Consider the following 26,003-nt stretch of genomic DNA (forward strand, 5'->3'; position numbering starts at 1 on the left):
CCGCGCCGGTCTTTCAGCGGAGTTCGAACCAGATGACGGTTGCGGTGGGGTCGCGGTGGAAGCCCCAGCGGGTGGCGAGTTCGTTGACGAGCAGGAGTCCTCGGCCGCCGGTGGCGTTGGGTTGGGGGTTTCTGGTGCGGGGGATCTGTGCGGAGCCGGGGTCTTGGACGGTGACGATGACGCCGTGCGGGGTGAAGGCCACCGTGACGACGAACTCCCGTGGCCGGTCGTCCGGTGTGGTGTCCGCGGTTCTGGCGCCTGGGGTTTTGGTGTCTGCCGGTTCGGTGTCGGTCGGCCTGGTGGAGTGTTCGACGGCGTTGGTGGCCAGCTCGCTGGCTAGGAGCATGGCGTCGTCGCGGAGTGGGTGGTCGTCGCCGAGGATGTCGGCGACGAAGGTGCGTGCGGGTCTGACCTGGTCGGTGGTGGCGGGGAAGCGCTGGGAGATGACGGGGGTGTGGTTCGGCGTCGTCGACCAGCCGGGTATCCGGCCCAGGTACGGCGACCACATTGGGGCGGCCGGTGCGTTGGTGTCGCCGGTTGTGGTCCGGAAGCGGTCAGCGAGCACGCCGACGAGTACGGACAGCAGTCGCGCGGCCATCCCGGTCACCTCCCTTGCTCGTGATCTCGGTGCTCTGGCTGCCTCCGGCGCCCCTGATGTCCCTGACGGCCGTTCGGTGGTCGGTGTCGGCCAGGGGGTGTGGTGGCTGGTCGTGCTGTTCGGGGTGGGGGTGGAAGTCCTCGATGTGCCGCATCCGCGCGGCCAGTTCGGCGGGGGTGTCGGCCTCGACGAGGCCGATGTGCTGCCGGTATCGGGTGGGGGAGAGTGCCCACCAGTGTCCGGTGGTCTTGCCGTACCAGGGGCACCAGCCGGGGAAGCGGAGCGTCAGCGTGCGCAGTGCCCGGAGATCTTCGCCAGGCTCGTGCCGGAGGCTCTCCGCGTCCGCCTCGATGGAGGAGGCGCTCATGCCGTCGCCCCCTTCCGGTGCGACTCGCGCCTGCCAGGCCGTACCTCCGGCGGCGACTCCCGCCCGTGCGACGCATGCGACGGATCACGAGGACAGACGTGACTGGACAATTAACAGCGAATGCCTCGACGGAGTGGCGGGAGTTCGGCCACACCCTGCGAGCATGGCGGGAGCGTCGTGAGCTGAGCCTGCGTGATCTCGCCGAGCGGGTCCGGTGGCACTTCTCGCTGATCGGCAAGTGGGAGCAGGGGAAGAACCGCCCGCCCGTCGAGGCGATCACGGCCCTTGACGCCGAACTCGACGCGGGGGGCGAACTCATGGCGCAGGCACTTCGCGCGGCCATGGTTGACGCCGATCAGGCGCGGAAGAGTACCGTCGAGGCAAAAGCCTCAACCCGGGATGAGGGCGAAGATATGGAGCGCAGACGGCTCATCCGGGATGCCGCTGTCGTTGCTGTCGGCGGTGCCGTGGCGCCTGTGCTGGCCGCCCTGACGGATGCCTGGCAGGCGTCTGAGCCTCGGATCTCCGGTGCGAGCGTGTCGGGGGTAATGATCGACGATTGGGAGGACGCCGCCGCCGCGCACGCGAAAACCGCCCGCACCGAACCGCCCGCCGTCGTCCTCGCCGCGCTCGCCGCTGACTTCGCTGAGATGGCGCCCCATCTTGCCCGTAAGCAGCCCGACGCCGTACGACGAGATCTGACCCATGCCGCCGCCCGGCATGCCGCTTTGATCGCTGGAAAGTGGACCGACATGGGCAGTCGCCGGCAGGCGCGCCGTTGGTGGGGAACAACCCGGGCGCTCATCGACGAATCCGGAGATCGGTTGCTTGCCTCCTGGTTGCGTAGCCGCGAGGCGATCCACAGGCGCAGCGACCCGGCCGAGGATCTCACCGAGGTTCTCAAACTCTCTCAGGAGGCTCGCCGTCTGGCCGGTCAGCGGCCGAACGCTCCGCTTGTGGCCGCTTTGACCGCAGAGGCGAAAACGCTCGCGGCAATGGGTTCCCACACGGACGCGATCGGTGCACTGCGAGAAGCCGAGAAGACGTTCGACCAGCTTTCGGCCATGACCGGCGCATTCCGTAGCCTCGGCGAACGCGGACTGTGGTTCGATCGGAGCCTGATTTACACTCTCGCGGGTGATGTGAAGAACGCTACCCAATCGCAGGATGCCGCCGAAGATCTGTACCCGGTGAATGATCAAACACTGCCTCGGATTCGGTTGCACCGTGCCGCGCTACACGCTCGCACTGATCCGGGGAACGCCGTACAAGAGGCTCTCCGGATTGTCGATGACCTTTCCATCGAGCGCTGGATGACCCGCTACGTGATGGATGCACATCTCGTGCTCGGCGCTCTACCTGAGCAGGCCCGTGCTCTGCCTGCTGCTCGTGAGCTGCGCGCGCTGACCGCCAGCCGGTCGGCCTGAGTCGGACACGACGATGCCCCGCCGGGCACCGACCGGCGGGGCATCACATTGTTGATCAGCGCCTACGGCACCACTCGTCCAGGCTGAACACCTCGGCGTCCTGGCCCTCGTTGACCTCCCGACGCCAAGGGGGCTTGGGGTCACCGCTGATCGCGTGACAGCGGAAGGTCAGCGAGACGACGCCAAGGAGCATGTTCTTGTACGCGCCGGTCAATGTCTCGGGCTTGACGTGGACGCCGGTCTTCTCTTCTGCGATGAGCGGGGCCGCCTGGTCGAACTGATGCGGATCGTCGCGAACCCGATGTGGGTCCGACTCATCGAGGAAGACCTACCGCTGGCATCTTCCCGAACCGCTTGACGACCCTGCGCACTCGGGTCAGGCTCACGAGTGCGCAAGTCCGCGCATACTCCGAGCACGGGAGACCGTCATGGCGCTACGGTTCGTTGGGATCGACCCCAACACTGGCGGCAACAACTGCCCTTCAGTCTGGGTGGACGACAAAGACGGCAGCATAGTAATCCAAGGATGGGAAGTGACCGACTCCGCCGAGCTGGCGCAAGTCGCGGCACGTAGCCCGATCCCGGATCACGAAAAGGTCGTTCGGATTCCCCGGCGCATGGCGTCGATGCTCATGGAGGCGTGTAATGCCGAAGCCCCACATGACGTTCGCTGACATGCTCGCCACCGCGCAACACTCCGCCGTACATCTGGAGATGCGCGACGAGTACACTCCCGATGACCCCGCTTACCTCCGCTGGAAAGCAGACGGAACGATCGACGTGGACGCCTACTGGCGGGAGTGGCTTGACCTCGCAGGCGCGACAATCGCCCGAGGGGTGAGTATCCGGCGGGCACGCATCATCTCGGAACCCGTGACCGACTTCGTTCGGCATGAGTATGACCTCACCGGCCCGCTGAACCTCGCGGCCGGTGAGTCGGTGCGGTGGCTGCCCCGTCGGCAAGCATCCGATCTGGCTTTGCCTGGCAACGACTTCTGGGTGTTCGATGATCACCTCGTCCGATTCGGCTTCTTCTCAGGCATCGGGGATTACCTGGGCGAGGAACTGGCCGACGCCCCCGCCGTGATCAAGCTGTGCTTGTCGGCGTTCGATGCCGTCTGGGAACGAGCGATCGACCACGCGGACTACCGGCCCGCCTGACAACGATTCCCGCACGTGTCCACCTCTCCGCATTCCACCACCCAACAGGCCCAACAGGCACTAGCCGCACGCTTACGGGACATCCGCCTGGACGCGGGCCTGACCGCCCGTGCCATCGCGAGATCGGCGGGGTGGCACGAATCGAAATCTTCGCGAATCGAACATGCCCGTATGAAACCGTCAGACGCTGATATCCGCGCATGGTGCGCAGCGTGCGACGCCGAAGACCAGGTGTCCGATCTCATCGCAGCATCACGCGTGGTCGATTCGATGTACGTCGAATGGCGCAGACTCCAAAAGTCGGGCCTACGCCAGCTCCAAGAGTCGAAGGTCCCTCTCTACGAAGCCACCCGACATTTCCGCGTGTACTGCTCCCACGTTATCCCCGGATTCCTGCAAACCCCCGCATACGCCCGTGCGCTCCTCACGGCCTTCGGGTCGTTCCACGGCGTCCCCGACGACACAGAAGAGGCCGTAGCCGCGCGAGTCGCGCGCTCACGCATCCTGCACGAGGGCGACCACCGTTTCGCCCTCCTCCTGGAAGAATCGGTGCTGCGCTACCGCCTCGGCGACGCCGAAGCGATGGCCGGGCAACTCGGTCACCTCCTGGCCATCGTGTCGCTCCCATCGGTGGCCCTAGGAGTGATCCCCTTCACCGTTGAACGTCCCCTTTGGACTCTCGAAGGTTTCAACATCTTCGATGATGACCTTGTGCAAGTGGAATTGTTAACGGCGACTGTTTCCGTCACCCAGCCTCGCGAGGTGGCTTTGTACGTGAAGGGCTTCACCGAACTAGCTGATATCGCCGTTTATGGGGCGCAGGCGCGCAGCCTTATCACAGCGGCCATCGCCGCCTTGAACTAATCTCCGCAAGTTTCCGCATACTCATTGAGCCACAGAAACGCGCACTCCTACCGTCTGATGCATGGCCACTGGACAGACAGCAACAGGGTCCCGCGCCAAGGGGCATGAGAACGACGAGGTCACCGACGCAACGGCGGAAAAGCACGACCAGGCGTTGGCAGCCGTGCAGCGGCTGCTGAAGGTCCAGGGAGTCCGCTCGTACGCCGTTCACACCGTCGGCCTGAAGCTGACGGACGACGCCAGCCGACTGATCCCGCTGGAGAAACCCAAGCGGCACGTGCCCGAACTCGTCGTTCACAACGACGCCGGATGGGTGGACGCCACAGTGACCATCGGGCCGCGCTCCGGCTGCTACCTGGTGTCCCTCCGCAGCGGTCCCAGCCTTGAGACGGTGCGGGAACCTCGACAGGTCGCAGACTTGATCCTCACCGCTCAACCAGGCGGCAGGTCATGACGGCCGCCGCGGCCACACAGCTGATCGTCCAGGTTCACGACCTCCAGCCAGCGACCCAGGACTGAGAGCGGGTCACGAAGACCATGATCATCGCACCACAGGTAACGGCTTCACGGCAGCAAGACCGCGAGCGGCGGCGCGGCCGTACGCGGGAGCCGGCCCCTCCCTCTCTAAGACTCCCTGACAGGGACTCCCCTGTCAGGGCCGCACCAGCAACAACGACAGAAAGCAGGACAGCATGACCACAGTTGCCCCCTGGGGACTCAGCCGGATGACCGAGCCGCTTTCGGAGTGCCCGCCGCTGTACGACACCATCCAGTTCGACCCGGTGACCCAGCTCACCAGCTTCCGCAACCGTGCCGGCGTCATCGTGGACATGGGCAACAAGGTCACCGTGACCACGTCGAAGGGCGGCGGGAGCGACGGCTCTGGCGGTAGCGCCAACGTGGCCGACGACTCCAACACCGACAGCTAGCGGATGCGGCCATCACCACAGACCGTGCTGGTCATCACATCGGTAGAGGACGCCACTGCCAACCTGGTGATCGGGGTGCTGAACGAGCGCCAGGCGCGGGTCGTCCGAGCCGATCCGGCCGATATCGGCGCCGGGCTGATGTTCAGCGCCGCCATTGATGACCGCGGGGAATGGGCTGGTCGGCTGCGTACGGCGAGTCGCGACATCGCACTCGCGGAGGTTGGGGCGGTGTACTACCGCCGCCCCAGCCTGTACTCGGTCCGATTCGCCCACCTGCCCGCTCGGCAAAGCACCTTCGCCACCGCCGAAGCCCAGCACGGGCTCGGCGGCATCCTGCGCACCCTGCACGGCGCGAGATACGTCAGCCATCCCGCAGCGATCAACCGCGCCGACTACAAGGTCGCGCAGCTCCGAACGGCTGTCCGGCTCGGGCTGAGCATCCCGCTGAGCCTGATCACCAACGACCTCGAACAGGCGCGGAAGTTCGCCGCTGAGCATGGCCCGATCATCTACAAGTCGTTCCGAGGCGTCCCACCCTCTTCGGAGGGTCGCGTTGCGATATGGACGCAGCGGGTCACCTCCGAAGACCTGGATGACTCAGTGTCGGTGACCGCCCACCTGTTCCAGCAGGAGGTGCGCAAGGTCGCGGACGCGCGGGTGACAGTGATTGGGCGGCGCGTGTTCGCCAGTAGGATCACCACTCCTGACGGTGCGCTCGACTGGCGCAGCGGCGACTGGGAGCAGTTGACCCATGACCCCATCGATGTGCCCGAGCCGATCAGGAACGCTCTACACGCCTACCTTGACCACTTCGGGCTGATGTTCGGCGCGTTCGATTTCGCGCTCGAAGCCAGCGGGAAATGGATCTTCATCGAGTACGACCCCGCCGTGGCCGAGCGTGCGAGGAAAGCCATCACCGAGGTCGGATACGCGCCGACACTCGTGACCGGGGACGGCCTCCACGGCTACGACGACAACGCCCCCTACGACCGGCTGATCGGCACCTGCTCGGTACGGACGATCCCCCCGGCATGGATGGGGCAGGTCCGTACCGGAGGGACCATCACCACGCCAACGTGGGGCTGGATGGGCGGAATCGCGTTCGCGCACCTCACCCTCGACGAGGACGGTACGGCGAGCGGACGGTTCCTGAAGGATGACGTGTACTTCATGCGTGCCCGCTCCCACCTGCCGCCGCCGCGGCCACCCATCATGACGGGCATCGGCCAGGCCCGAGAGACCAGGATCGACCCGGCGATCCTCAATGGCGAAGCCCCGCTGTTCGTCGCCCAGCTCGCTGCGCCGGCCGCCCAGCGATCATCGAGCGGAGACACGACAATCCTGTTAGACGTCGGCACCGGATCACGGGCCGACACCAGGCCGAACCCCGACGGCGGGTGGACGGTTCACCAGCACGGCCCGCTGCGGCTGTGGGACGCGATTGAGGACGCCATCCTGATCTGGCAGGACGCCGGATCTCCGCACCAGTCGGCGTTCGGACTCACTGTCACCAGGGACCGCCAATACGTCTGGCTGGGCGAACCGGATGGCCGGTCCTGGGACCTGCCCGCTTAGGAAACACGAAGAAGCGCCCCGCGCCTCCCAAGGGGGGTTGGGTTCCGCCCCGGCCTGCAACGCGTCCAGGGGGGACGGCTCTCGGTGTATGGCCCGGAAACGGCCCCGGTCACTGGTGATCAACCGCCATCCCGGGATGGCCGATGCGGGCACGGTGGCCCTAGCATCGCTCATGGATCGCAGCTCCTTTGCGATCAAGGAACCCCGCATGGCCTGTCCGCCTGCGGGGTTCCGCTTTACGTGACGCTGATTGGTGTCCATAGTTGAAGTCGCGGAGAGTGTGTGACAAGACACACCGAGTCGCGCCGATGTCAGTGCGACGCATGCGACGGACCACGAGGACACACGTGACTGGACAATTAACAGCGAATGCCTCGACGGAGTGGCGGGAGCATGTCCCGGCCTTCCGCGTAGCCAGTTGTCGAAGTCCTAACCGAAACTGACCTCCAGTTCGGCCGCGAGTGCCTGGGCTAGACCCTGAAGCTGTGGCTGATCAACGATGATCTTTCTGAGCGCGCTCACTCCGCGAAGGCCGGACAGGTCGTTGCCGCGCAGGTCGCAGCCGCGATAGGTGCCGCCGTCGAACTCCGTCAGGTGCAGGTCGCACTCATCGAATGCCACGTCGCTCAGGTCGGACCCGACGAACCGCGCTTCTCGCAGCGAGCAGCCGGTGAAGATTACCCGGCCTACGGCACGGAGGTGAGTGACGGTCGCGTAGTCCAGCTTGCACCGCTCGAAGACCACGTCATCGAGCGTGACGTTCTCCCACTCGGCGCCGAGCATCTTGCAGTTGGTGAACGTGACCCTGGAGAGCTTGCTGTCCTCCCAGCGGAGGCCGGACAGGTCGCAGTCGGAGAACTCCACCGAGTTCAGACGCAGCTCGTCTAGGCGGGCACGCTGGGTGGTGAGGCCGGTGACGCGCCCGTCCATGAGCTGAGTCCCCGACAGGGGTGGCTCGCGCAGATGGGCGTCAAGGTATCGGAAGTCGCGCAGCTTGCCGTGCTCGCCTTCCAGCGAATCGACCTCGTCCAGGTCCGTGTCGTCCAGATTGGGCAGCGTGACGCTCGTCTGGCGTACGGTGCGTGTGTCCATCGTCTTGCCTTCCAGGGGGCAGGGCCCCGGCGTTGATTCGTTATGTCCAGTTCCGGCATGTTGATCAGATGTTGTAGACGGCGAATGCGGCATTGAGGTCGAGGAGGTCGAGGCCTTTTGGTCGTGTCCAAGATGGCCATCTCGCTGGGCTTCGACGAAACCCCCATTGCAGGACATACGGTCTGGGCCGAGCTTCCGATTGAAACAGGCGTGTGCTTGTTGAATGGCAGTAAGAACTGATTATGGCGGAGACCGGATCGTCGATAGCAGGTCGATTCCCTGGCCGATCATCGGCTGATCCCCGATTCCGTACGCGACCCTGTCATCACGCACATCTTCACCTGACCGTCAGGACCAGGTCTGGCCGTCCGGGGTGTCGGCGACCTTCACGCCGAGGGCGGCCAACTCGTCGCGGAGGCGGTCGGAGGTGGACCAGTCCTGGGCGTCACGGGCTCGGGCGCGTTGCTCAAGCAGTTCAGCGGCGCCTCCGGGCAGGCTCCTCGGCCTGACCGACCGGCCGATGTCGAGGGAGAGGTCCAGGGCGAGGATCTGGTCGAGGTGCAGGAACGCCTCGAAGCGGGAGCCGGGGGCGACCGAGCCGTCGCGTTCCAGTTCGCGCAGCAGCCGGAGCGCCAGCGGGGTGTCGAGGTCGTCGTCGAAGGCCGCCTCGATCCGGGAGACCCGATCGGCGGGCATCGGGCTGCTCGGCGACTCCGACCACTCGGCCACCTGGCTCCGCCAGCGTCGCAGGGTCCTGTCGGCGGCCCGCAGGGTGTCCCAGGTGAGGTTCATCTGCTGGCGGTGGCGGTGCTCAAGCAGCGCCAGCCGCACGGCCAGCGGATCCAGGCCTGCGTCCGCCACGTCCTTGAGCAGGACCACGTTGCCGGTGGACTTCGACATCTTGCGCCCGTCGAAGAGCAGGTGTTCGCCGTGGACCCAGTGCCGTACCACCTCGTGCCCGGCGGTGGCGTCGGACTGGGCGCGCTCGTCCTCGTGGTGCGGGAAACGCAGGTCGATCCCGCCGGTGTGCACGTCGATGCGCTCGCCGAGGAACCGCAGTGACATGGCCGAGCACTCGATGTGCCAGCCGGGGAAACCTCGGCCCCACGGCGTCTCCCAGGTCAGCTCCCGGTCCGAGGGCTTCCACAGCGCCCAGTCGGCGTGGAAGCGCTTGCGTGGATCGACGCCCTCGACCCGATGGCCCGGCCTCAGCTGGTCGAGCCGGTTGCCGGAGATCTCGCCGTACGTCGGGAAGGATGCCGCGTCGAAGAAGACCGACCCGTCGGGCACCGCGTACGCGTGCCCCTTCTCGATCAGCTTGGCGATCATCTCGATCATCAGGTCGATCGTCTCGCTCGCCCGGGGCGAGTGCTCGGGCGGCCGGATGTTCAGCGCGGCCGTGTCCGCGAGAAAGGTCCCCTCGTAGAAGCGCGAGATCTCCAGGGCGCTGCGCCCCTCGGCCCTCGCCTGGGCGAGTACCTTGTCCTCGCCGGAGGGGTCGATCTCGGCGTCGTCGACCAGGTGACCGACGTCGGTGATGTTGCGGCAGACCACCACCCGGACCCGCTGCCGCTCGCTGACCCGCCTGATCAGGTCGGAGAGCAGGTACGACCGGAGATTGCCCACGTGGGCCGACCTGTAGACGGTCGGTCCGCAGGTGTACATCCGCAGCGAGCGGCTCCCCTCGGGAACGATCCGCTCGATCCGCCGATTCCGCGTGTCATAAAGCCGCAACATACGCCGAGCCTACGCAATCAACCCCACCCCACACAGGACGGGCTCCACAACACGCGATGGGACCCGGCTCGGCCGCGGCCGAGCCCGCGCGAGCGGAGCGAGCGCCATCAGACACTGCCTTCCAGGAAGGCCAGGATCTCGCGGTCTCCTCGGTCGCGCAGGCGGGCGATCACCTCATCGCGGGTGCAGCCGTCCGAGAGGCCGATGCGGGCGCCGATCAGGCGGATGCCCTCGGCTTCCGAGGCCACCGGTGCCGTGTAGCCGATCAGGTGCAGCGCCCGGTTCAGGGCGGGCAGCGCCGGTGAGGCGGCGGGCAGGTAGCGGGTCAGCAGCTCGCCGCCGTCGGACACGGTCAGGAAGACGTGGTCACCCTCGGAGGCGTTGGCGGCGATCAGCACGGGGCGGATGGAGCCCATGGTCGGCTGGTTGTGCCAGCTGATCACCACGTCGCCCGAGGGGGTGGAGGCGGTCAGCTGGCCGCCGGGGGCCATGCCGAGGTGCGCGGCGAAGCCGGTCGGCAGCGGGGAGCCGGAGCCGCGCAGGTGCTCGGCGTTGACGTCCACCCGGTGCCACCAGCGCCCGTCGCGGCTGCGGAAGCAGCGCCGGGTCTCCGAGACGTCGCGGCGTGGCTGGTAGTCGGACTGCTCGGCTCCGGCCACCCGGATCCATCCGCGCTGGGTGCGCTCGAAGCCGGGGCCGCCGGCGTACGCGCGGACCGAACTCTCGCTCACGTCGTAGCGCGCGGTGAGGTTGGTGACGATCGTGTTGACGGACGCCTCGCCGTTGGCGCGTTCGATCTCCCGAACGATCATTTCCCGGATGCCCAGATACTGCTCGCCGCCCCAGCGTGCCAGCCCGTACTTGTTCCGGTCGACCCGCAGGAACCGGTCGTCGGCGGTGAGCTGGTTGCGGATGCCGACGAGGCTGTAGTCCTCGCCGATGCGTTCCTGGATCTCCTCGGGCGTCAGCGGGTTGCCCGCCACCGCGAGCACGGCCTCGGCCTTGTCGTTGACGCTGCGCGGCCAGGGCACCACGTGGTTCTCCAGCACCCGCAGCTGGGGCACCGCGATGAGCCAGCGCTCGGCCACGTCCTCGCGGATGCCGAGCTGGCTGACCAGCGTGACGGCCTCGTCCAGCGGGCGCGGCCCGTCTGTGAACAGCTGCCGGGTCTTCTCCCTGAGCTCGTCCGAACCGCCCGCGACCAGCCAGCCGTCCACCTGCTCGTATCCGCTCAGCAGGGTCCTGACGAACCGCCAGGAGGGGATGCCCAGCGTGGCCAGGTCGGTGCGGTGCCAGGGCACCGCCGCGGCCAGGTCGTCGGCGGGCACGGCGGAGCCCAACCGGCCTCGCAGCCAGGACACGTGGCCTGTCAGCGGAGCCGCGTCGTCCTTGGCGAGCCAGGCCTCGACATGGTCGCGCAGGTCACGCTCGATCTGCCGGATGCGTTCCCTGGTGACGGAGAAGCGCTGGGCCAGGTCGTCGAGCGTGGCCCGCTGGGAGGCGTAGAGCCGGTCCCTGGCGATGGCCCGCTGCCGCTCGTCCAGCGTGGCGAAGACCTCGTCGATCAGCTCGGGCAGCGGCCGGTCGGGCCTTGCGGGGCGGACCTGGGCGACGCTCTCCTCGGTGACCGGTTCGAGCAGTCGCTCCAGCACCCCGGTGAACAGCTTGTGCACCGTCTCGCGGCCGAGCCCCTCGGGCGTGCGCACGCTCGAAGCGGGGTCGGAGAACCTGAGCAGGGGGAGGACGTCGCCGAGCATCAGGTGACCCCAGCACGTCAGGGCGAGGTCGGTCAGGCGTCCGGCGACCTCGGACGTCCCGATGGTGGAGCAGGCCCTGTCGAGCGGAAGCGCCTGCCACCACGCCTCTGGGAGGCGTGGATCGGTTGCGATCGGCGCTACCTGGCCAGGAGAGGTCCAGCGCAAAGGTGGCGCGATGTCGCTCAGGCTGAGGTTCATTGAGGTCCAACCGGCAAAGGGGATTACATCCGCAGTTCAGACTATGTGGTCAGTTGGGAAGGAAGGGACTCGCCCGTCCGGAATGGGATACGTAAAGGAGTTCTCGTGCCCGGGTGCAGGCGACATAGAGCAGGCCACGCTCCCGCTGGAGATCGTGGGCCCTGGCGGCTGGATCCTCGCCGACCGGGGTCAGCGAGTCGGGGTCGGGCACGATCCCCTCGCCCACGCCGATCACCGCGACCCGCCGGAACTCGAGTCCCTTCATGCCGTGCAGCGTCGTCACTCGCACCCCCAGCTCGCGCAGAGCGGTCCGCGCGTCACGCACGAGGCCGGCGGTCCTGGCGGCCACCGCTATCTCCTCGGGCGTCACGCCCTCATCCACCCACTGTCCCACCTGTGCCACCAGCCCCGTCAGCTCATCTCGTGGTGAATCGTAGGCACGGACCATCGGCCTGAGCCCGTGCCGGGTGCTCCGGAAGCCGTAAAGCTCCTGCACACCGTTGACGAGCCCGTCGGCGGGACCGCCTCCGCGCAGCCGGACCCCCCAGGACAGAATCTCCTGCGGGAGCCGGTACGACACCTGCAGGCGCTGCCGGATCGCGTCGATCCCGACGGCGCTGAGCGTCACCCGAGTGTCGAAGATGCGCTGGTGCGGGTCGCCCACGATGAACAGGTCGTCGCGGGTGTGCGGCACCGCCGCCCGCAGCAGCCGCCACTGCGCGGGGTGCAGGTCCTGCGCCTCGTCCACCACGATGTGCCGGTACGGCTCCCGCATGGGCTCCGCCTCCTCCAGCAGGTCTCCCGTGGTCTGGCCGAGCAGCACCGACGCCTCGGAGGCCAGTTGCAGCAGGGTCCGCTTGCCGCGCTCTCGCAGCCGGCCGGTGACGTGCCCGATGGCGTCCCAGACGGCGACGCGCTCCTCGGCCGACAACTCGACGCCGCGGCCCGAGCGGGGGGTGTCCAGATACTCCTCCAGCGTCCGGAGGTTCTGCGCCAGTACCACCTGCTCCCATTCGCGCAGCAGGAACGCCGGGCTGTGGCCCGTCTCCGTCTCCCCCCAGAGCGCCGTCAGCTCGGCGGCGCCGACCAGCGAGGGCGGACGCCCCTCGGCCTCGGCGACGATGCGGTGGGCCAGCCGGTCCACGTTGCCGACCTCGATCCGCTTGCGGATCATCTCGTCCTCGATCAGCACGTCGAGTTTGGCCGCGAGTTCGGCGCTCAGCCTCTGGGAGAAGGTGACGAGCAGGATCTGGCCGCCCGCGCGCCTGGCCAGGTAGGCCGCCCTGTGCAGGGCGACGAGCGTCTTGCCGGTGCCCGCGCCACCGGTGACCAGCGTCGGCTGCTGGTAGGACGCCCAGTACGCCAGCCGGTGCTGAGGCGGCCGCAGGAACACGCACCAGCCGGGCGCGTCGAGCACGCGGTTCAGCTCGCGCGGGTGGTTTGTGAAGACGGCCCGGTCCGGGCTGCGCAGGAGCGCGGCACCGAAGTCCTCGGGGTTGATCGGCTCGGGCCCCGCGGCGACGGCGCGGCAGTTCTCCAACTCCCGCCAGGCCGCGGCCATCGACTCGCCCCTGGCGAGCGCCGCCAGCGGCTCGTACTGCGTCGGAGGCAGGAGCGGTTCGAGCGCCTCCAGGGTGAGCTGGTCGGTGATCTGCCTGACCAGCGGCAGGAACCGGCCGTCCACCCCCAGTTCGGCCAGGTCACTGTCGCAGATCTCGGAGAACAGCCGTGTCGTGGACGCCTCGGCAGCCCTGCGCACCGCGGGTCGTACCTGGTCCAGCGCCTCGGCGTCCCACATCTCGACCACTCCAATCGCCGTGTTGACGCCGAACCGGTAGCGCTGGGCGTACGCCCACGCCTCCACGTCCGGCAGCACGGTCAGCAGCCAGTAGACGTCCCGCTGCTTGACCACGACACCCCGGTGGCGGTCGGCCAGCCTCAGGGTGACGATCCGGGGGTCCCTGGCCCCCCTGACCCGCTCGGGGTGCGGAGCACCCGCCACGTTCTGCAGGAACCTGCGTGCCGACACCACGACGTCCCGCCGCACCGGCTGGGCCAGGGCGCCGAGTTCGACGGGGAAGTCGGGGGAGATGGCGAGGCGGGGCATGAGCTAGGCCAACAGTGACAGGAGATCGCGGTCCCCGCGTTCTCGCAGCCGGGTGAGAAGGTCGGGTATGCCCACGGGGCCTGTCATGCCGACCCGGGTGGCGATGACCCGCCCGGCCTGCTCCGGGGTGCCGCCCGAGGCGGTGTAGCCGACAAGCCTCAGTGCCTGGGCCGTCGCCTCGCCCTCGCCCTCCGAGGCCGGTAGGTGCCTGGCCCGCAGGACCCCCTCGTCCGACAGGGTCAGGAACAGGTGGCTGCCCTCTTTGGCTCCCACGTCCTCCAGGAGCGTCCTGAGCGACTCCAGCACGGGCCTGTCATGCCAGCTGAGGACCAGTTCGCCGACCGCGCTGCTGACTGTGCGGCCCTCACCGGGTGACATCCCGAGATAGGCGGCGAACCCGCTGGGCAGCGAGCACTCGGCGCCCTGCAGGTGATCGGAGGTGACGTCGATCCTCAGCCACCAGCGGCCGTCGGGCTGGCGGAAGCAGCGCCTGGTCAGCGAGACGTCCTTCAGCGGGCGGAAGGGTGCCTTCGCCGGTTCCCCGTTCTTCCTCGGCACGCCGGCGGGCATCTCCGCGATCAGGGCGGGGACGCCGTTCGGGCGCTGGGGAGGTCGTTCACCCGCGCCGAGGATGCGGAGCTGCGGAACGTTCTCCAGCCACTCCTTGGACACCTCGGGGTGGATGCCCAGCGAGGAGACCATGTCGAGGGCCTTGTTGATGGTCAGCGGCGGCGGGGCCTCGCTGAGCATGTCGCGGGTGCGGTGGCGGAGCTCGGCGATGTCGCCCTCCACCAGCCACTCGTCGACCAGGTGGTAACCGGGGAGCGTGGCCAGCACGAACTGCCAGGCCGGTATGTCGAGAGAGTACAGCTCCTGGGTGTGCCAGTCGGCGGCGTTGATCAGCCGCTCCTTGGGTGCCGCCCTGCCGAGGAGCCTTTTCATCTCTTCCAGGTGCTCCCGGTACGGGGCGGCCTCGTCGGAGGCGATCCACTCCCCGAGCTCCCGGCGCAGGTCGACCTCGATGCCGAAGATGACCTCCGGCCGCACCGCGAAGAGCTTGGCCAGCGCCTCCGCGGTCGCCGGGGTGTCGCTGAACAGCCTGTTCTGCGCCACCGCCCAGCGCTTGTCCTCCACGTTGGCGAAGACACCGTCCACCAGCGCGTGCAGGCTCTCCGCAGGCCGCTCGGCTCCCTGGCTCCGCACGGCCTTCTCCGGCTTTTCCGGCTCGGGAGCGCCCGCCGCCTCCGGGGCGTCGGCGGGTACGGAGTCCTCGCCGGCCTCGGTGACCGACTCGACCGGGGCGTCGGCACCCACCTCGGACTCGGGCACGCTCTCGGCGGAGGACTCCGTCGGCCGGGCCTCTCCTGACGCGGCGGCCCGAGCTTCCATGCCGGCCGCGGGCGTGTCGTTCCTCGCCGGGTCGGCCGTGGGCAGGCCGTCCCTCGCCGGGCCGGGCTGGAAGAGCGATCCAGGGACGGCAGCGGGCTCAGCCTCAGCCTTGGTCTCCGCCTTGGTCTCCGCCGCGCGACGTGCCTCGGGCACCGGTAGGGCTTCCGGCTCTGCTAGGGCTTCCGGCTCTGGCCGGGCTTCTGGCTCCGGTAGGGCTTCCGGGTCGGTGGCGCTCTCGGCAGGGGGCGCGGGGGGTTCGGCGGGGGACTCCGTCACGACGCCGGGCCCGGTCCCCGGCACGGGGGCGGGGGTGGCTTCAGACTCATTCGGTATGGCATCGGACTCGCCCGGGGCTGACTCGCTCCGCGCGGCAGGCGCCGGGACTGAAGCGACCGGGACCGAAGCGACCGGGAGCGGGGTCGCCGGGACCGGAGCCGCCAGGCGTGCGAAGACCGCTGTGAAAAGGGCGTGCAGCAGCGGGACCGGCTGGATGAACGGCTGGTCGCGCAGGTCGTGGCCGGTCAGCGCGAGGAGACCCGGCCAGGATCCCGCGCGGTCGAGGGCTATGGCCGTGCAGGGCTCGTCAGCCTCGTCCGGATCCAGGACGTGCAGTGCGGGCAGCACGTCGCCCACGGTAGCGGCAGGCCAGTGGCTCAGGGCGAGCGCGGTGAGGATCTCGGCCAGCCTCTCAGGAGGCAGTACGGCGAGCACGTGGGCCATCGGCAGGCTCCGCCACCAGGCGTCCGGCAGGTCCGGCTGGTCGCGCAGAAGTGGGATCGTGGCCGCGTCGCTCCAGCGTAGCGGCGGCACGAGGTCACTCAGACAGAAGTTCATCCGTTCCCTTCACCAGCCCCTTAAGCCGCCCGAGTCACTCCATGTGGCCGGGAACGAGACTCATGGAACAGACCATAGTCTGGCAAATCGCCGCGGCGCATTGGGTCGGTTCAGCGGCGTACAGCCGCGAACCGCAGTCGCACGTAGTCGGCCATCCAGCCGCTCTCCCGCCGCAGGGCGGGGGCGGCCAGCTCGTTCACCCGGTGGAGCAGCGAGTCGACCATCTCCGGCGGCACTTCCTGGAGCAGTGAACCGGCGAACATCCGCACCCAGTCGGCCGCCCCGTTGGGGCACTCGTCGAGCGGGGTCGGCCGATCAAAGTATTCCAGCAGGCGGACTGTGAAGCCGCCTTTCTCCAGCCTCGTGGCATATTCGGCGGGGGTGGGGAAGTACCACGGCAGGCCGGGCTCACGGAGCCCGTACTCCCGCCATGCGGTGGACAGTGCCGCCGTCAGCGCGGCGCAGTTGCCCGCCCCGCCCATCTCGGCCACGAACCGCCCACCGGGTGCGAGGGCCTCGCGGACGCTGGTGATCACCGCATCCGGCTCCTGGCCCATCCAGTGCAGGGCCGCGTTGGAGAAGACCGCGTCGTAGGGCTGGGCCACCGTGAAGTCGCGGCCGTCGCCGACTATGAAGTCCAGCCCCGGATACTGCGCCAGGGCTTTTTCGATCATCGCCTGTGATCCGTCGATCCCCAGGACACGCGCACCCCGGGAGGTGATCTCGGCGGTCAGCGTCCCCGTGCCGCAGCCGAGATCCACGATGCGTTCCCCCGGCTGCGGGTCGAGTAGTTCGACCAGGGGGGCGCCATGTGCTGAAACGTACCCAAAGCTGCTGTCGTAGGCGCGAGCGTTCCACCTCGTCAAGCTAGGGGTGTCGTATCGCAAGACGTCAGCTCACATTCTGAGACGCTAAGGTCTCTTATCGGTACTCTCCAGACACTTTAGAGCCTCTGGGAAGTCACGACATATCAGTCTCACCAGCCTCACCCTCATCTCACCTTTCTGGCCCACTCGCGCTGGAGGTAGGCCCTGGCCCTGTCGATCTCCGAGACGGTGAGGATCACGGGCTTCGTACTGGTGGCGGGGAGCTTGGCCGCGAGCTCCTCGTCCAGGGTTCCGCGCATCTGGAGGGCCTCCATCCTGACCGGGCGGGCGTAGCCCTTCAGGAAGAGGTTCTGGCCCCTGTCGGAGAACAGGAACTCCTGCCAGAGCCGGGCGGCGGCCGGGTGCGGGGCCTGCTTGCTGATGGCCTGGACGTAGTACGAGCCGAGCACGGCGTCGCCGGGAATCGCGACCTTCCAGTCCTTGCCGCCGGCCGCCCGTTCGGCGTTGTGGTAGTCCCAGTCGACGATGACCGAGGCCGCCTTGGGGTTGGGCGCGAGGTTGCCCGCCCCCTTGAGTCGATGGAAGAACTCCACACCTCGTTCCGCCCTCGCCTCGCCGCCCCTGAGCGAGACGGCCATCACCCCGTTGAAGGCCGCGGCGACCTCCCGGGGGTCGCCGGGTAGCGAGACGCTGTGACCCGGCTTCAGCAGGTCGGAGAAGGAGGCGGGCGCCGCGACCTTGCTCGGGTCGTAGCCGATGGACATGTAGCCGCCGTACCCGGCGTACCAGGCGCCCCTGTGATCCTTCAGGTGGTCGGGGATGTCCTGCCAGCCCTGAACCCGGTACGGGGCGAAGAGGTCGGACTTGGCCACGGCGACGTCCACGCTCAGGTCGAACACGTCGGGTTTGAGAGCGGGGATGGCCGCGATCTCCCTGGCACTGTTCGCGTCGGGCTCCAGCTGGTCGACCTTGATCCCGTATTCCTCGGCGAAGGTGTCGATGATCTCGCCGTAGTTCACCCAGTCGCGCGGTAGCGCGATCACCGTGAGGGTCCCCTCCTTCTTGGCCGCCTCGACGAGGCGTTCCATCGTCGAGAAGCCCTCCTTCATGGAGGCGGCCCGGGTGTTGACCGGCGGGAATTGGACGTTCTGGGGAGCCGGGGCGCCACATCCGGCGATCGTGGCCGTGAGGATCACGGCGGCTGCGGCGCTGATACGTACGGTCACGGAGAAAATACTCTCCGCTGTCGTTCGCCTGGTCGAGCAGGCGCGGCCCTTCCTACCGGACGGCTTATACGTGTCTTGGCGAGCGGCTTACCGGAACGTGCCGGCGGGCGCCTCAGGCACGCGGACGCCGAGGCTCCTGGACCACCTTCGCCGCGGCGAGCGTCTCCTCGCCGATCTCGACCAGTGTGCCGTCCCGTTTGCGCACGCCGAGTACCCCGTCCCGCCAGAATTCCAGCTCGCCCACCGCGTCCCGGAATCCCTCGGGAACCCGTCTCCGCGTGGTGACTCTTTTGCCCACGTCAGAGGGGGTTATGGTGATATTCAGGTGGGCACCGAAACCAAGGGCCATCGACTTTTGCCCCCTCCCGTTTCAGACACGTGGCAGGCCCGGCAATACTAGGGCTAAGCAACCCGCGGTCGAAGTCGTGCCTAGGTGCGTAAAGAAGAAGGAGCCCGAGGTGACCTACGTCATCGCGCAGCCTTGCGTGGACGTCCTGGACAAGGCGTGCATCGAGGAGTGCCCTGTCGATTGCATCTACGAGGGAGGGCGGATGCTTTACATCCACCCTGACGAATGCGTCGACTGCGGCGCGTGCGAACCCGTCTGCCCGGTGGAGGCCATCTTCTACGAGGACGATCTCCCCGAGCAGTGGAAGGACTTCTACAAGGCGAACGTGGACTTCTTCGAGGACCTGGGGTCGCCTGGCGGCGCCTCCAAGGTCGGCAAGATCGAGAAGGACCACCCGGTCGTCGCGGCTCTGCCCCCGCAGGCCGAGAGCCACTAGGTGTCCTGTGCCGGAGGGGCGAGGACTCGCTCCTCCGGTGCGTGCCATCGCCAGTTCCGATAGAGCGAAAGACGACGGCTGATTCAAGTGAGCGCCATTCCCGACCGGTCAGAGAACCCGAACATTTCCGCGAGGCTCCGATGATCGGTCTGCCGGACTTTCCATGGGACCGGCTCGCGCCGCTGAAGGAACTGGCGGCGTCGCACCCCGACGGGATCGTCGACCTGTCGGTGGGCACTCCCGTCGATCCGGTGCCCGCCGTCGTGCGCCAGGCGCTCGCGGACGCCTCGGACAGCCCCGGATACCCGCAGACGCACGGTTCCGAACGCCTTCGCTCGGCCGCGGCCGGATGGCTGCGACGCAGGCACGGAGTGATCCTCGACCAGGCGAACGTGCTGCCGCTGATCGGTTCCAAGGAGTTCGTGGCCTGGCTGCCGACGCTGCTCGGCATCGGGGCGGGGCAACGAGTGATCTTCCCCGAGCTGGCCTACCCCACCTACGACGTGGGAGCCCGCCTCTCGGGCGCCGAGCCGTACGCCGCCGACGGGCTGCTCGCGCTCGGGCCCGAGCGGGTGCCGCTGCTCTGGGTCAACTCCCCGTCCAACCCGACGGGTAAGGTCCTGCCCGCCGAGCACCTGCGCAAGGTCGTCTCGTGGGCGCGCGAGCGCGGGACGGTCGTGGCCTCCGATGAGTGCTACATCGAGCTGGGCTGGGAGGAGCAGCCGGTCTCGATCCTGCACCCGGACGTCTGCGGTGGCTCGCACGAGGGCCTGCTGGCGGTGCACTCGCTGTCCAAGCGTTCCAACCTGGCCGGCTACCGCGCCGGGTTCGTCGCCGGCGACCCCGCACTGATCAAGCGGCTGCTGGAGATACGCAAGCACGCCGGCATGTTGATGCCCGCGCCGGTCCAGGCGGCGATGGCCGTCGCCCTGGACGACGACGAGCACGCCGAGGAACAGCGGGTCCGCTATGCCGCCCGCCGCGCGGCGCTCCGTCCCGCCCTGGAGGCGGCCGGTTGGAAGATCGAGCACTCCACCGCGGGTCTGTACCTGTGGGCGTCCAACGGGACGGGCTGCTGGGAGCAGGTCCGCGCGCTGGCGGAGAGAGGGATCCTGGTCGCTCCCGGCGACTTCTACGGGACCGCGGGCGAGGGGCACATCAGAGTCGCCGTGACGGCCGGCGACGAACGCATCAGTGCGGCAGTGCGCCGCCTCCAGTAGGATCGCGCGGCATGACCCCCGAGGTCGCTGTGATACTCGGATTGAGTGTGGCAACCCTTGTCCTGTTGTTCGGCGCGTTCTTCGCGACGACGCGTCAGGACAGGAGGGCCGACGACTCCGAGCCTCCCGGCGAGACCCCCCCCTCCTCGGTTGGGGCCGCGCAGCCGCCCCAACCGGCCATGGGCCGTGTCGGCATCGACTATCCCGACCCTCGTACGATCAAGGTCGGCGACGCGATCGAATGCCAGGGGGTGCGCAGCCGGGTTCTCGGCGCCCTGTACCTGTCGTGGCAGGGCACCCAGTGGACCGAGTACCTCCTCGACGACGGCAACCGCCGCTACCAGTGGCTGTCGATCCAGATGCGCGACGGCCTGGCGACCGGTGAACCGCCGCACCTGGAGGTGCTGCTGTGGACGCAGGTGCCCACCGAGGGCATGATCCCCGCCAAGACCACCCTGAGCGTCGAGGGGGTCGACTTCTTCCCCGTCGACCGTGGCACGGCGGCCTTCCGTGGCGAGGGTGTCACCTCGATGCCCGAGCGGGGTCTGCTCGACTTCGCCGACTACCGGGCGGCCGACGGCCGCCTGCTCAGCTTCGAACGCCTGCAGGGCCAGCGCTGGAGATCCTCGCACGCCGAGCCCCTGCCCCCCGGCACGATCAGGATCGAGAAAAAGGGCGTCTGACGGGGCGCCTCCGGCTCCGGCACGAGAACGACCGGAACGAGAACATCTACCGGCACTGGAACGGCCGGAACAGAACGTCTACCGGCACTGGAACGCCGGAACGAGAACATCTACCGGCACTGGAACGGCCGGAACAGAACGTCTACCGGCACAAGAACGTCTAGGAGAGCTCGATCTTCCCGGCGGACGCCTTGGGGTCGGGCTTCCATCCGTCGTGGCCGTTCACGGAGACCCACGACTGGCCGTCGTAGCGGATGCCGGTCAGCCCGAATTCCTTGGCGTGGGCGACCGACCAGCCGGCCACCAGCCAGCCGCGCCTGCGCGAGGGGGCCTCGAACGCGGCCCCGAGCGCCCTGGTGAGCTCGCGCTTCGCCTCGCCCGTGTCAGGGCGCGGGGTCTTGCCCGAGGGAGCGGGAAACCAGCAGTGCACGGCCTTGGGGACACGTCCGGTGAACGCCGCGGCGAGGATCTTCCCGTCCTCCTCGTGCTGGGCGTACGCCGACCCGTCGGCCGAACGCTGCACGGCCTGGGCCGCCTCGTGCAGCGGCAGCTCCCGGTATCCCCGCACCTTCACCAGCTCGGCGAAGAACTTCTCCGAGGCGTAGACGGGATCGATGAGCTGGCTGGGTTCTCCCCACCCCTGGGAGGGCCGCTGCTGGAACACGCCGACCGAGTCGCGGTCGCCGCCCCTCAGGTTCTCCAGCTTCGACTCCTGAATTGCGGTGGCGTAGGCGATCACGGCGGCCCGCTCGGGCAGCCTCCTGCGAGCCGCCACGGCCGCGATGGCCGCCGCCACCTGGGCCTGCGAGATATCTAAGTCCAGCGAGCCCTCCGGAGTCGTGACCCTGCACCCCTCGCCGAGGTCGACGAACGGTTTCGCCCGCTTGAGCAGGGTGAACAGACCCGCGGTGATGGCCACCACGAGCACGACCACGATCGCGATGATCGCGATAACCCCTTTTGAGAAGCGCCTTCGCACGGTCAAGAACCTACAGGCCCCCAGCGATTGCTCAGCCTGTGATAACGCTGTGAACACTAGGCTCCGGCCCATGACCCAGAGCGATGCCAGCCCGCTGCCCGCGGCCGTCGACGAGCTGTGGTGGCGCCGGGCCGAGCTGAGCCCCGCCGACACCGAGGCCCGCGCCGTCGTGGTGAGCGCGGTGGACATGCTCGACGGCGGAAAGGCCCGGGTGGCGGAGGTTTCCCCTACCGGCGAGGTGGTTGTGGACGAGCGCGCCCGGCGGGCTGTCATGCTCGCGTTCCGGGTGCTCGGCATGGCCAGGTCCCAGGTGGGTGATTTCCATCACCATGACCGCCTTCCGTTGAAGACCTCCGTCGACGGGGTCCGCGTCGTGCCGGGGGCGATCGCCCGCTGGGGTGCCTACCTGGCACGAGGTGTGGTGCTGATGCCCTCGTTCGTCGACATCGGCGCCCATCTGGACGAGGGCAGCACCGTGGACACCTGGGTCTCGATCGGCTCGTGTGCCCAGATCGGCAAGAACGTCCACCTGGCCGGAGGGGTCGGCGTCGGAGAGGCGGGCGGCCAGGTGGGCGAGGAGGGGGCCGGTGCCCCGTGGGAGCCTTCCAGGGCCGCACCCGCGGTCGTCGAGGACGGCGCGCTGATCGGCCGCCGTGCGGTGATCGCCGAGGGGGCCCGCGTGGGCCGGGGCGCCGTGGTCGGCGCCGGGACGATCCTGTCGGGCTCGACCCCGGTCGTCGATGTGCGGACGGGAGAGGAACTCGGCCGCGGCCGCGTCCCCGACTGGTGTGTGGCGGCGCAGGGCACCCGGTGGCGCGAGTTTCCCGGTGGCACCTTCGGCCTGCGCTGCGTCTTGGTGCTGGAGCGCCTGGAGGAGGGCCACCGGCCCGGCAGGGGCGAGCTCGACCGGATGCTGCACGGACACGGATAGGGCCGGCGGGGTCGGGCTCGGCGGGATCCCTCGCGGGCACTAGGGTCGCGGACATGAGTACGCGTCTGGATCTCACACAGGATGTCGGGGAGCTCACCGCCCGGATCGTGGACGTCGAGTCGGTCAGCGGCGATGAGAAGGCACTGGCCAACGCCGTGGAGGATGCCCTCCGGCTCCTCCCGCACCTGACTGTCGAGCGCGACGGCGAGTCGATCGTGGCCCGTACGCATCTGGGCCGCGGCGAGCGGGTGGTGATCGCCGGGCACCTTGACACCGTCCCCGTCGCCGGCAACCTGCCCAGCCGCGTCGAGGGCGACCTGCTCTACGGCTGTGGCACCTCGGACATGAAGTCCGGCGTCGCGGTCGCGCTGAAGCTGGCCGCGGCCCTCCCCGAGCCCAGCAGGGACGTGACCTACGTCTTCTACGACTGCGAGGAGATCGAGGCCGAGCGCAACGGCCTGCTCGGGCTCAGCCGCAGGCATCCCGACTGGCTCGCCGGGGACTTCGCGGTGCTCATGGAGCCCACCGACGGCACGATCGAGGGCGGCTGCCAGGGGACGCTCCGGGCCCAGGTCGTCACCCGGGGCAAGCGGGCGCACAGTGCCAGGTCCTGGTTCGGGGTCAACGCGATCCACGCCGCCCAGCCGGTGCTCGCGATCCTGAACGCCTACGAGGCGAGGCTCCCCGTCGTCGACGGGCTGGAGTACCACGAGGGCCTGAACGCGGTGGGCATCGGCGGTGGCGTCGCGGGCAACGTGATCCCGGACGAGTGCGTGGTGACCGTGAACTACCGCTTCGCCCCCGACCTGTTCCTGGAGGAGGCGCGGGCCCATGTGAGCGAGGTGTTCGAGGGGTACGAGGTCCGCTTCACCGACGGCGCCGCCGCCGCGCGGCCCGGCCTGACCCATCCGGTGGCGGCGGCCTTCGTCGACGCCGTGGGGGGCACGCCGAGGGCCAAGCTCGGCTGGACCGACGTCTCGCTCTTCGCCGGTCTCGGCGTGCCCGCCGTCAACTACGGTCCCGGAGATCCGAATATGGCGCACCAGCAGGGGGAGTTCGTGTCACTGAAGAAGATCGCCGACTGCGAGCGCGGAATGCTCGGCTGGCTGTCCTGAAAGGCCGGACTCACCGGGCCAGGAGTGCCGTTCACGGTTGTGCCGTTCACGGTGTTGTGCGGTCCCCGGCGTGTGGGATCCGCCCCTCCCTGACGTGGGCGGTTGCGCCGGGCCGGGCCGGAGCGGGGCCGGATGCAAATGAAAGTGGCTTTCCTCGCCGGCCATTTGGCGGGGAAAGCCACTTTCAGTCCCGAGCAGCACCCTCGGCAGTTAGACGCGCCCCCGTCAAAATCCGGTTCCATGTTTTCATGGAGATTTTTCAAGATTTTTCCGGGACGGCACTACGGTGTCCCGCATGAAGAAAACACGTCCTGAACGCCGCCAGGGAGCCGCGGTGGTCCGCGGTGACCTCGTCTCCGACTCCACCTACGACCAGCGGCTTCTCGACAGGAGAGGTCCGGCCGACTGGCTGCACATGGACCCCTGGCGGGTGATGCGGATCCAGGCCGAGTTCGTGGAGGGCTTCGGCCAGCTCGCCGAGCTGCCCCAGGCCGTGACCGTCTTCGGATCCGCGCGTACCCCCGCGGGCACCCCCGAGTACGAGATGGGGGTCGAGCTGGGCACGAGGCTCTCCCAGGCGGGCTACGCCGTGATCACCGGCGGCGGCCCCGGCTGCATGGAGGCCGCCAACAAGGGGGCGGCGGAGTCCGGCGGCGTCTCGGTCGGCCTGGGCATCGAGCTGCCCTTCGAGCAGAGCATGAACGAGTACGTCGACCTCGGCGTCGAGTTCCGCTACTTCTTCGTCCGCAAGACCATGTTCGTGAAGTACTCCTGCGGTTTCATCACGCTGCCCGGCGGGTTCGGCACCCTGGACGAGTTGTTCGAGGCGCTCACCCTGGTCCAGACGGGGAAGGTCACCTCCTTCCCCGTGGTGCTGATGGGCACCGAGTTCTGGGGCGACCTGATCGGCTGGATCAGGAAGACCCTCGTGGGGACCGGCAAGATCTCCGCGTCGGACGCGAACCTCATCCACGTCACCGACGACGTGGATGAGGCGGTCCGGATCATCGTGGAGGCCGATCAGAACAGGATCGGGCGGGCGAGGGACGAGCGGAGAAGGCCGTGACCACCCCCGGCGATGCCGAATAAGGTCGGGACGTGTTCATCTGTGTATTCCTCGCGTCGAGTCAGAGAATCGACCAGAAGTATCAGGAACTGGCTGAAGAGGTCGGTGCCGAGCTCGCCAGGCGCGGGCACGACCTGGTGAGCGGAGGGGCCAAGGTCTCCTGCATGGGTACGATCGCCCGCGCGGCCCGCGCGGGCGGCGCCCGCACCGTGGGTGTGATCCCCCAGTCGCTGGTGGACATCGAGCTCGCGGACGAGGAGGCCGACGAGCTGGTGATCACCGGCGACATGCGCGAGCGCAAGGGTGTCATGGACGCCCGCTCCGACGCCTTCCTGGTGCTGCCGGGCGGCATCGGGACGCTGGAGGAGCTGTTCGAGATCTGGACGTCCCGCACGCTGGGCCTGCACGACAAGCCCCTGGTGGTTCTCGACCCGTGGGGCATCTACCGGCCGTTGCGGGACCTGGTCGAGGGCATGCAGGAGGCGGGTTTCACCCGGCCGAACGTCTTCGACGCCATCTCCTGGACCGCCACCGTCGACGAGGCGTTCCGGCTGCTGGAGAAGTCGACCAGGCACCTGGAACCGAGCGCCGAGGAACTAGGCGAGGCCACGGCGGGTTAGCGCGGGTGGACGCCGCCCGGCGAGGGAGTCGGTCATCTCGACGGCGAGCCGCACCTGTTCCCGGCGGTTCGTACGGAACACGCGGGCACCCGCCCAGGCGCAGATCGAGGCCGCGGTGAGCTCCGCGGCCTCGGCGTCCCTCTCGCTTCCGGCGGTGGCGTCGGCCTCCTCGACGGCCCTCCCGGCCCTCCTGGGGGGCGTGGCGGCCGTGGCGGCCAAGTCGGCGGGGGTGACGACCACGGTGTGCCCGGTACGGACGAGCTCCTCGACCTCCCCGATCGAGTGGGCCTCGACCCAGCCGGGCTCGCCCGGGTCGCCGGGGCCGAGCACGACGGGAGCCGTCGTCGGCATCGCTGGGAGTGCTGCCGGAGCCACCTCGCGGACGGATCGGCTTCCCGCCCCGGTCTGCCCGCTCGGAGAGGTCGGAGCCTGGCCGTCGCCCACCTCGACCGAGGCCGGCGGGAGGCTGCTCTCTTCAGGGAACGGAGGAGTCACGACCCGATCCTAGGTCAGCGG

Annotated in this window: 26 protein-coding genes; 13 read left to right on the top strand and 13 right to left on the bottom strand. The window is 68.6% G+C overall.

Annotated elements, in window-relative coordinates; translation table 11 throughout:
* Positions 1 to 13: 13 nt before the first annotated feature.
* Entirely contained in the window at positions 14 to 598 is a 585-nt protein-coding gene (locus OIE13_RS35885) for an ATP-binding protein (protein WP_326644616.1), read from the bottom strand.
* Complete coding sequence (locus OIE13_RS35890) at positions 555 to 965, bottom strand: hypothetical protein (protein ID WP_326644614.1); 411 nt, start codon at positions 963 to 965, stop codon at positions 555 to 557. The genes OIE13_RS35885 and OIE13_RS35890 overlap by 44 nt, the downstream gene beginning before the upstream one ends.
* 98 nt (positions 966 to 1,063) lie before the next feature.
* Here OIE13_RS35890 and OIE13_RS35895 point away from each other — a divergent pair, with 98 nt between their 5' ends.
* The gene (locus OIE13_RS35895; protein WP_326644612.1) at positions 1,064 to 2,392 is read left to right on the top strand and encodes a helix-turn-helix domain-containing protein; all 1,329 of its coding nucleotides are present in this window, start codon (positions 1,064 to 1,066) and stop codon (positions 2,390 to 2,392) included.
* A gap of 55 nt (positions 2,393 to 2,447) precedes the next feature.
* Here the strand turns inward: OIE13_RS35895 and OIE13_RS35900 are convergent, their stop codons facing one another.
* On the bottom strand, positions 2,448 to 2,606 hold the full coding sequence (locus tag OIE13_RS35900; RefSeq protein ID WP_326644611.1) for a hypothetical protein: 159 nt from the start codon (positions 2,604 to 2,606) through the stop codon (positions 2,448 to 2,450).
* A 431-nt stretch (positions 2,607 to 3,037) separates the two neighbouring features.
* Here OIE13_RS35900 and OIE13_RS35905 point away from each other — a divergent pair, with 431 nt between their 5' ends.
* The 5 genes from OIE13_RS35905 to OIE13_RS35925 all read left to right on the top strand — a co-directional run bounded on the left by OIE13_RS35905 (position 3,038) and on the right by OIE13_RS35925 (position 6,921).
* Entirely contained in the window at positions 3,038 to 3,553 is a 516-nt protein-coding gene (locus OIE13_RS35905; RefSeq protein WP_326644609.1) for a DUF6879 family protein, read from the top strand.
* A 15-nt stretch (positions 3,554 to 3,568) separates the two neighbouring features.
* On the top strand, positions 3,569 to 4,417 hold the full coding sequence (locus OIE13_RS35910) for a helix-turn-helix domain-containing protein (RefSeq protein ID WP_326644607.1): 849 nt from the start codon (positions 3,569 to 3,571) through the stop codon (positions 4,415 to 4,417).
* A gap of 61 nt (positions 4,418 to 4,478) precedes the next feature.
* The gene (locus OIE13_RS35915) at positions 4,479 to 4,871 is read left to right on the top strand and encodes a hypothetical protein (protein WP_326644605.1); all 393 of its coding nucleotides are present in this window, start codon (positions 4,479 to 4,481) and stop codon (positions 4,869 to 4,871) included.
* A gap of 238 nt (positions 4,872 to 5,109) precedes the next feature.
* Positions 5,110 to 5,346: a putative ATP-grasp-modified RiPP gene (gene tgmA, locus OIE13_RS35920; protein WP_326644603.1), complete on the top strand. Its 237-nt coding sequence runs from the start codon at positions 5,110 to 5,112 to the stop codon at positions 5,344 to 5,346.
* 3 nt (positions 5,347 to 5,349) lie between these two features.
* Positions 5,350 to 6,921, top strand: coding sequence for an MvdC/MvdD family ATP grasp protein (locus OIE13_RS35925; RefSeq protein WP_326644602.1), 1,572 nt, complete (start codon positions 5,350 to 5,352; stop codon positions 6,919 to 6,921).
* A gap of 429 nt (positions 6,922 to 7,350) precedes the next feature.
* On the opposite strand, the gene OIE13_RS35930 is transcribed toward OIE13_RS35925, so the two are convergent.
* The 8 genes from OIE13_RS35930 to OIE13_RS36910 form a co-directional block, all read right to left on the bottom strand.
* Positions 7,351 to 8,013 carry a pentapeptide repeat-containing protein gene (locus OIE13_RS35930; protein WP_326644601.1) on the bottom strand — a complete coding sequence of 221 codons (663 nt, stop codon included), beginning with the start codon at positions 8,011 to 8,013 and terminating at the stop codon, positions 7,351 to 7,353.
* A 348-nt stretch (positions 8,014 to 8,361) separates the two neighbouring features.
* The gene (cysS, locus tag OIE13_RS35935; RefSeq protein ID WP_326644600.1) at positions 8,362 to 9,750 is read right to left on the bottom strand and encodes a cysteine--tRNA ligase; all 1,389 of its coding nucleotides are present in this window, start codon (positions 9,748 to 9,750) and stop codon (positions 8,362 to 8,364) included.
* A 107-nt stretch (positions 9,751 to 9,857) separates the two neighbouring features.
* Complete coding sequence (locus tag OIE13_RS35940) at positions 9,858 to 11,705, bottom strand: sigma factor-like helix-turn-helix DNA-binding protein (RefSeq protein WP_326644599.1); 1,848 nt, start codon at positions 11,703 to 11,705, stop codon at positions 9,858 to 9,860.
* Between the two features lie 49 nt (positions 11,706 to 11,754).
* Positions 11,755 to 13,812 carry a UvrD-helicase domain-containing protein gene (locus OIE13_RS35945; RefSeq protein ID WP_326644597.1) on the bottom strand — a complete coding sequence of 686 codons (2,058 nt, stop codon included), beginning with the start codon at positions 13,810 to 13,812 and terminating at the stop codon, positions 11,755 to 11,757.
* A 3-nt stretch (positions 13,813 to 13,815) separates the two neighbouring features.
* Entirely contained in the window at positions 13,816 to 16,035 is a 2,220-nt protein-coding gene (locus tag OIE13_RS35950; protein ID WP_326644595.1) for a hypothetical protein, read from the bottom strand.
* Between the two features lie 110 nt (positions 16,036 to 16,145).
* Positions 16,146 to 16,901: a class I SAM-dependent methyltransferase gene (locus tag OIE13_RS35955; RefSeq protein WP_326644593.1), complete on the bottom strand. Its 756-nt coding sequence runs from the start codon at positions 16,899 to 16,901 to the stop codon at positions 16,146 to 16,148.
* Positions 16,902 to 17,026: 125 nt separating this feature from the next.
* On the bottom strand, positions 17,027 to 18,088 hold the full coding sequence (locus tag OIE13_RS35960; protein WP_326644591.1) for an ABC transporter substrate-binding protein: 1,062 nt from the start codon (positions 18,086 to 18,088) through the stop codon (positions 17,027 to 17,029).
* A gap of 112 nt (positions 18,089 to 18,200) precedes the next feature.
* Positions 18,201 to 18,437, bottom strand: a complete 237-nt coding sequence (locus OIE13_RS36910) for a putative acetyltransferase (RefSeq protein WP_442816031.1) — start codon at positions 18,435 to 18,437, stop codon at positions 18,201 to 18,203.
* 109 nt (positions 18,438 to 18,546) lie between these two features.
* Here OIE13_RS36910 and fdxA point away from each other — a divergent pair, with 109 nt between their 5' ends.
* The 3 genes from fdxA (at position 18,547) to OIE13_RS35980 (ending at position 20,776) form a co-directional block, all read left to right on the top strand.
* Positions 18,547 to 18,873: a ferredoxin gene (fdxA, locus tag OIE13_RS35970; RefSeq protein WP_326644588.1), complete on the top strand. Its 327-nt coding sequence runs from the start codon at positions 18,547 to 18,549 to the stop codon at positions 18,871 to 18,873.
* A 140-nt stretch (positions 18,874 to 19,013) separates the two neighbouring features.
* The gene (gene dapC, locus OIE13_RS35975; RefSeq protein ID WP_326644586.1) at positions 19,014 to 20,093 is read left to right on the top strand and encodes a succinyldiaminopimelate transaminase; all 1,080 of its coding nucleotides are present in this window, start codon (positions 19,014 to 19,016) and stop codon (positions 20,091 to 20,093) included.
* 47 nt (positions 20,094 to 20,140) lie between these two features.
* The gene (locus OIE13_RS35980; protein ID WP_326644584.1) at positions 20,141 to 20,776 is read left to right on the top strand and encodes a DUF4178 domain-containing protein; all 636 of its coding nucleotides are present in this window, start codon (positions 20,141 to 20,143) and stop codon (positions 20,774 to 20,776) included.
* 160 nt (positions 20,777 to 20,936) lie between these two features.
* Here OIE13_RS35980 and OIE13_RS35985 read toward each other — a convergent pair whose 3' ends face one another.
* A complete protein-coding gene (locus tag OIE13_RS35985) occupies positions 20,937 to 21,710 on the bottom strand; it encodes a hypothetical protein (RefSeq protein ID WP_326829354.1) in 774 nt (257 codons plus the stop codon).
* A gap of 115 nt (positions 21,711 to 21,825) precedes the next feature.
* Here OIE13_RS35985 and OIE13_RS35990 point away from each other — a divergent pair, with 115 nt between their 5' ends.
* The 4 genes from OIE13_RS35990 (at position 21,826) to OIE13_RS36005 (ending at position 25,487) form a co-directional block, all read left to right on the top strand.
* Complete coding sequence (locus OIE13_RS35990; protein WP_326644580.1) at positions 21,826 to 22,686, top strand: 2,3,4,5-tetrahydropyridine-2,6-dicarboxylate N-succinyltransferase; 861 nt, start codon at positions 21,826 to 21,828, stop codon at positions 22,684 to 22,686.
* A 53-nt stretch (positions 22,687 to 22,739) separates the two neighbouring features.
* Positions 22,740 to 23,801 (top strand): succinyl-diaminopimelate desuccinylase, encoded by a 1,062-nt coding sequence (dapE, locus tag OIE13_RS35995; RefSeq protein WP_326644578.1) that lies wholly within the window; start codon positions 22,740 to 22,742, stop codon positions 23,799 to 23,801.
* A 295-nt stretch (positions 23,802 to 24,096) separates the two neighbouring features.
* Positions 24,097 to 24,867, top strand: a complete 771-nt coding sequence (locus OIE13_RS36000; RefSeq protein ID WP_326644576.1) for a TIGR00730 family Rossman fold protein — start codon at positions 24,097 to 24,099, stop codon at positions 24,865 to 24,867.
* 32 nt (positions 24,868 to 24,899) lie between these two features.
* On the top strand, positions 24,900 to 25,487 hold the full coding sequence (locus OIE13_RS36005; protein ID WP_326644574.1) for a TIGR00730 family Rossman fold protein: 588 nt from the start codon (positions 24,900 to 24,902) through the stop codon (positions 25,485 to 25,487).
* Here OIE13_RS36005 and OIE13_RS36010 read toward each other — a convergent pair.
* Positions 25,464 to 25,982 carry a hypothetical protein gene (locus tag OIE13_RS36010; RefSeq protein WP_326644571.1) on the bottom strand — a complete coding sequence of 173 codons (519 nt, stop codon included), beginning with the start codon at positions 25,980 to 25,982 and terminating at the stop codon, positions 25,464 to 25,466. The genes OIE13_RS36005 and OIE13_RS36010 overlap by 24 nt on opposite strands.
* Positions 25,983 to 26,003 lie beyond the last annotated feature (21 nt).

It is taken from the genome of Streptosporangium sp. NBC_01810 (assembly GCF_035917355.1).
GTDB lineage: Bacteria > Actinomycetota > Actinomycetes > Streptosporangiales > Streptosporangiaceae > Streptosporangium.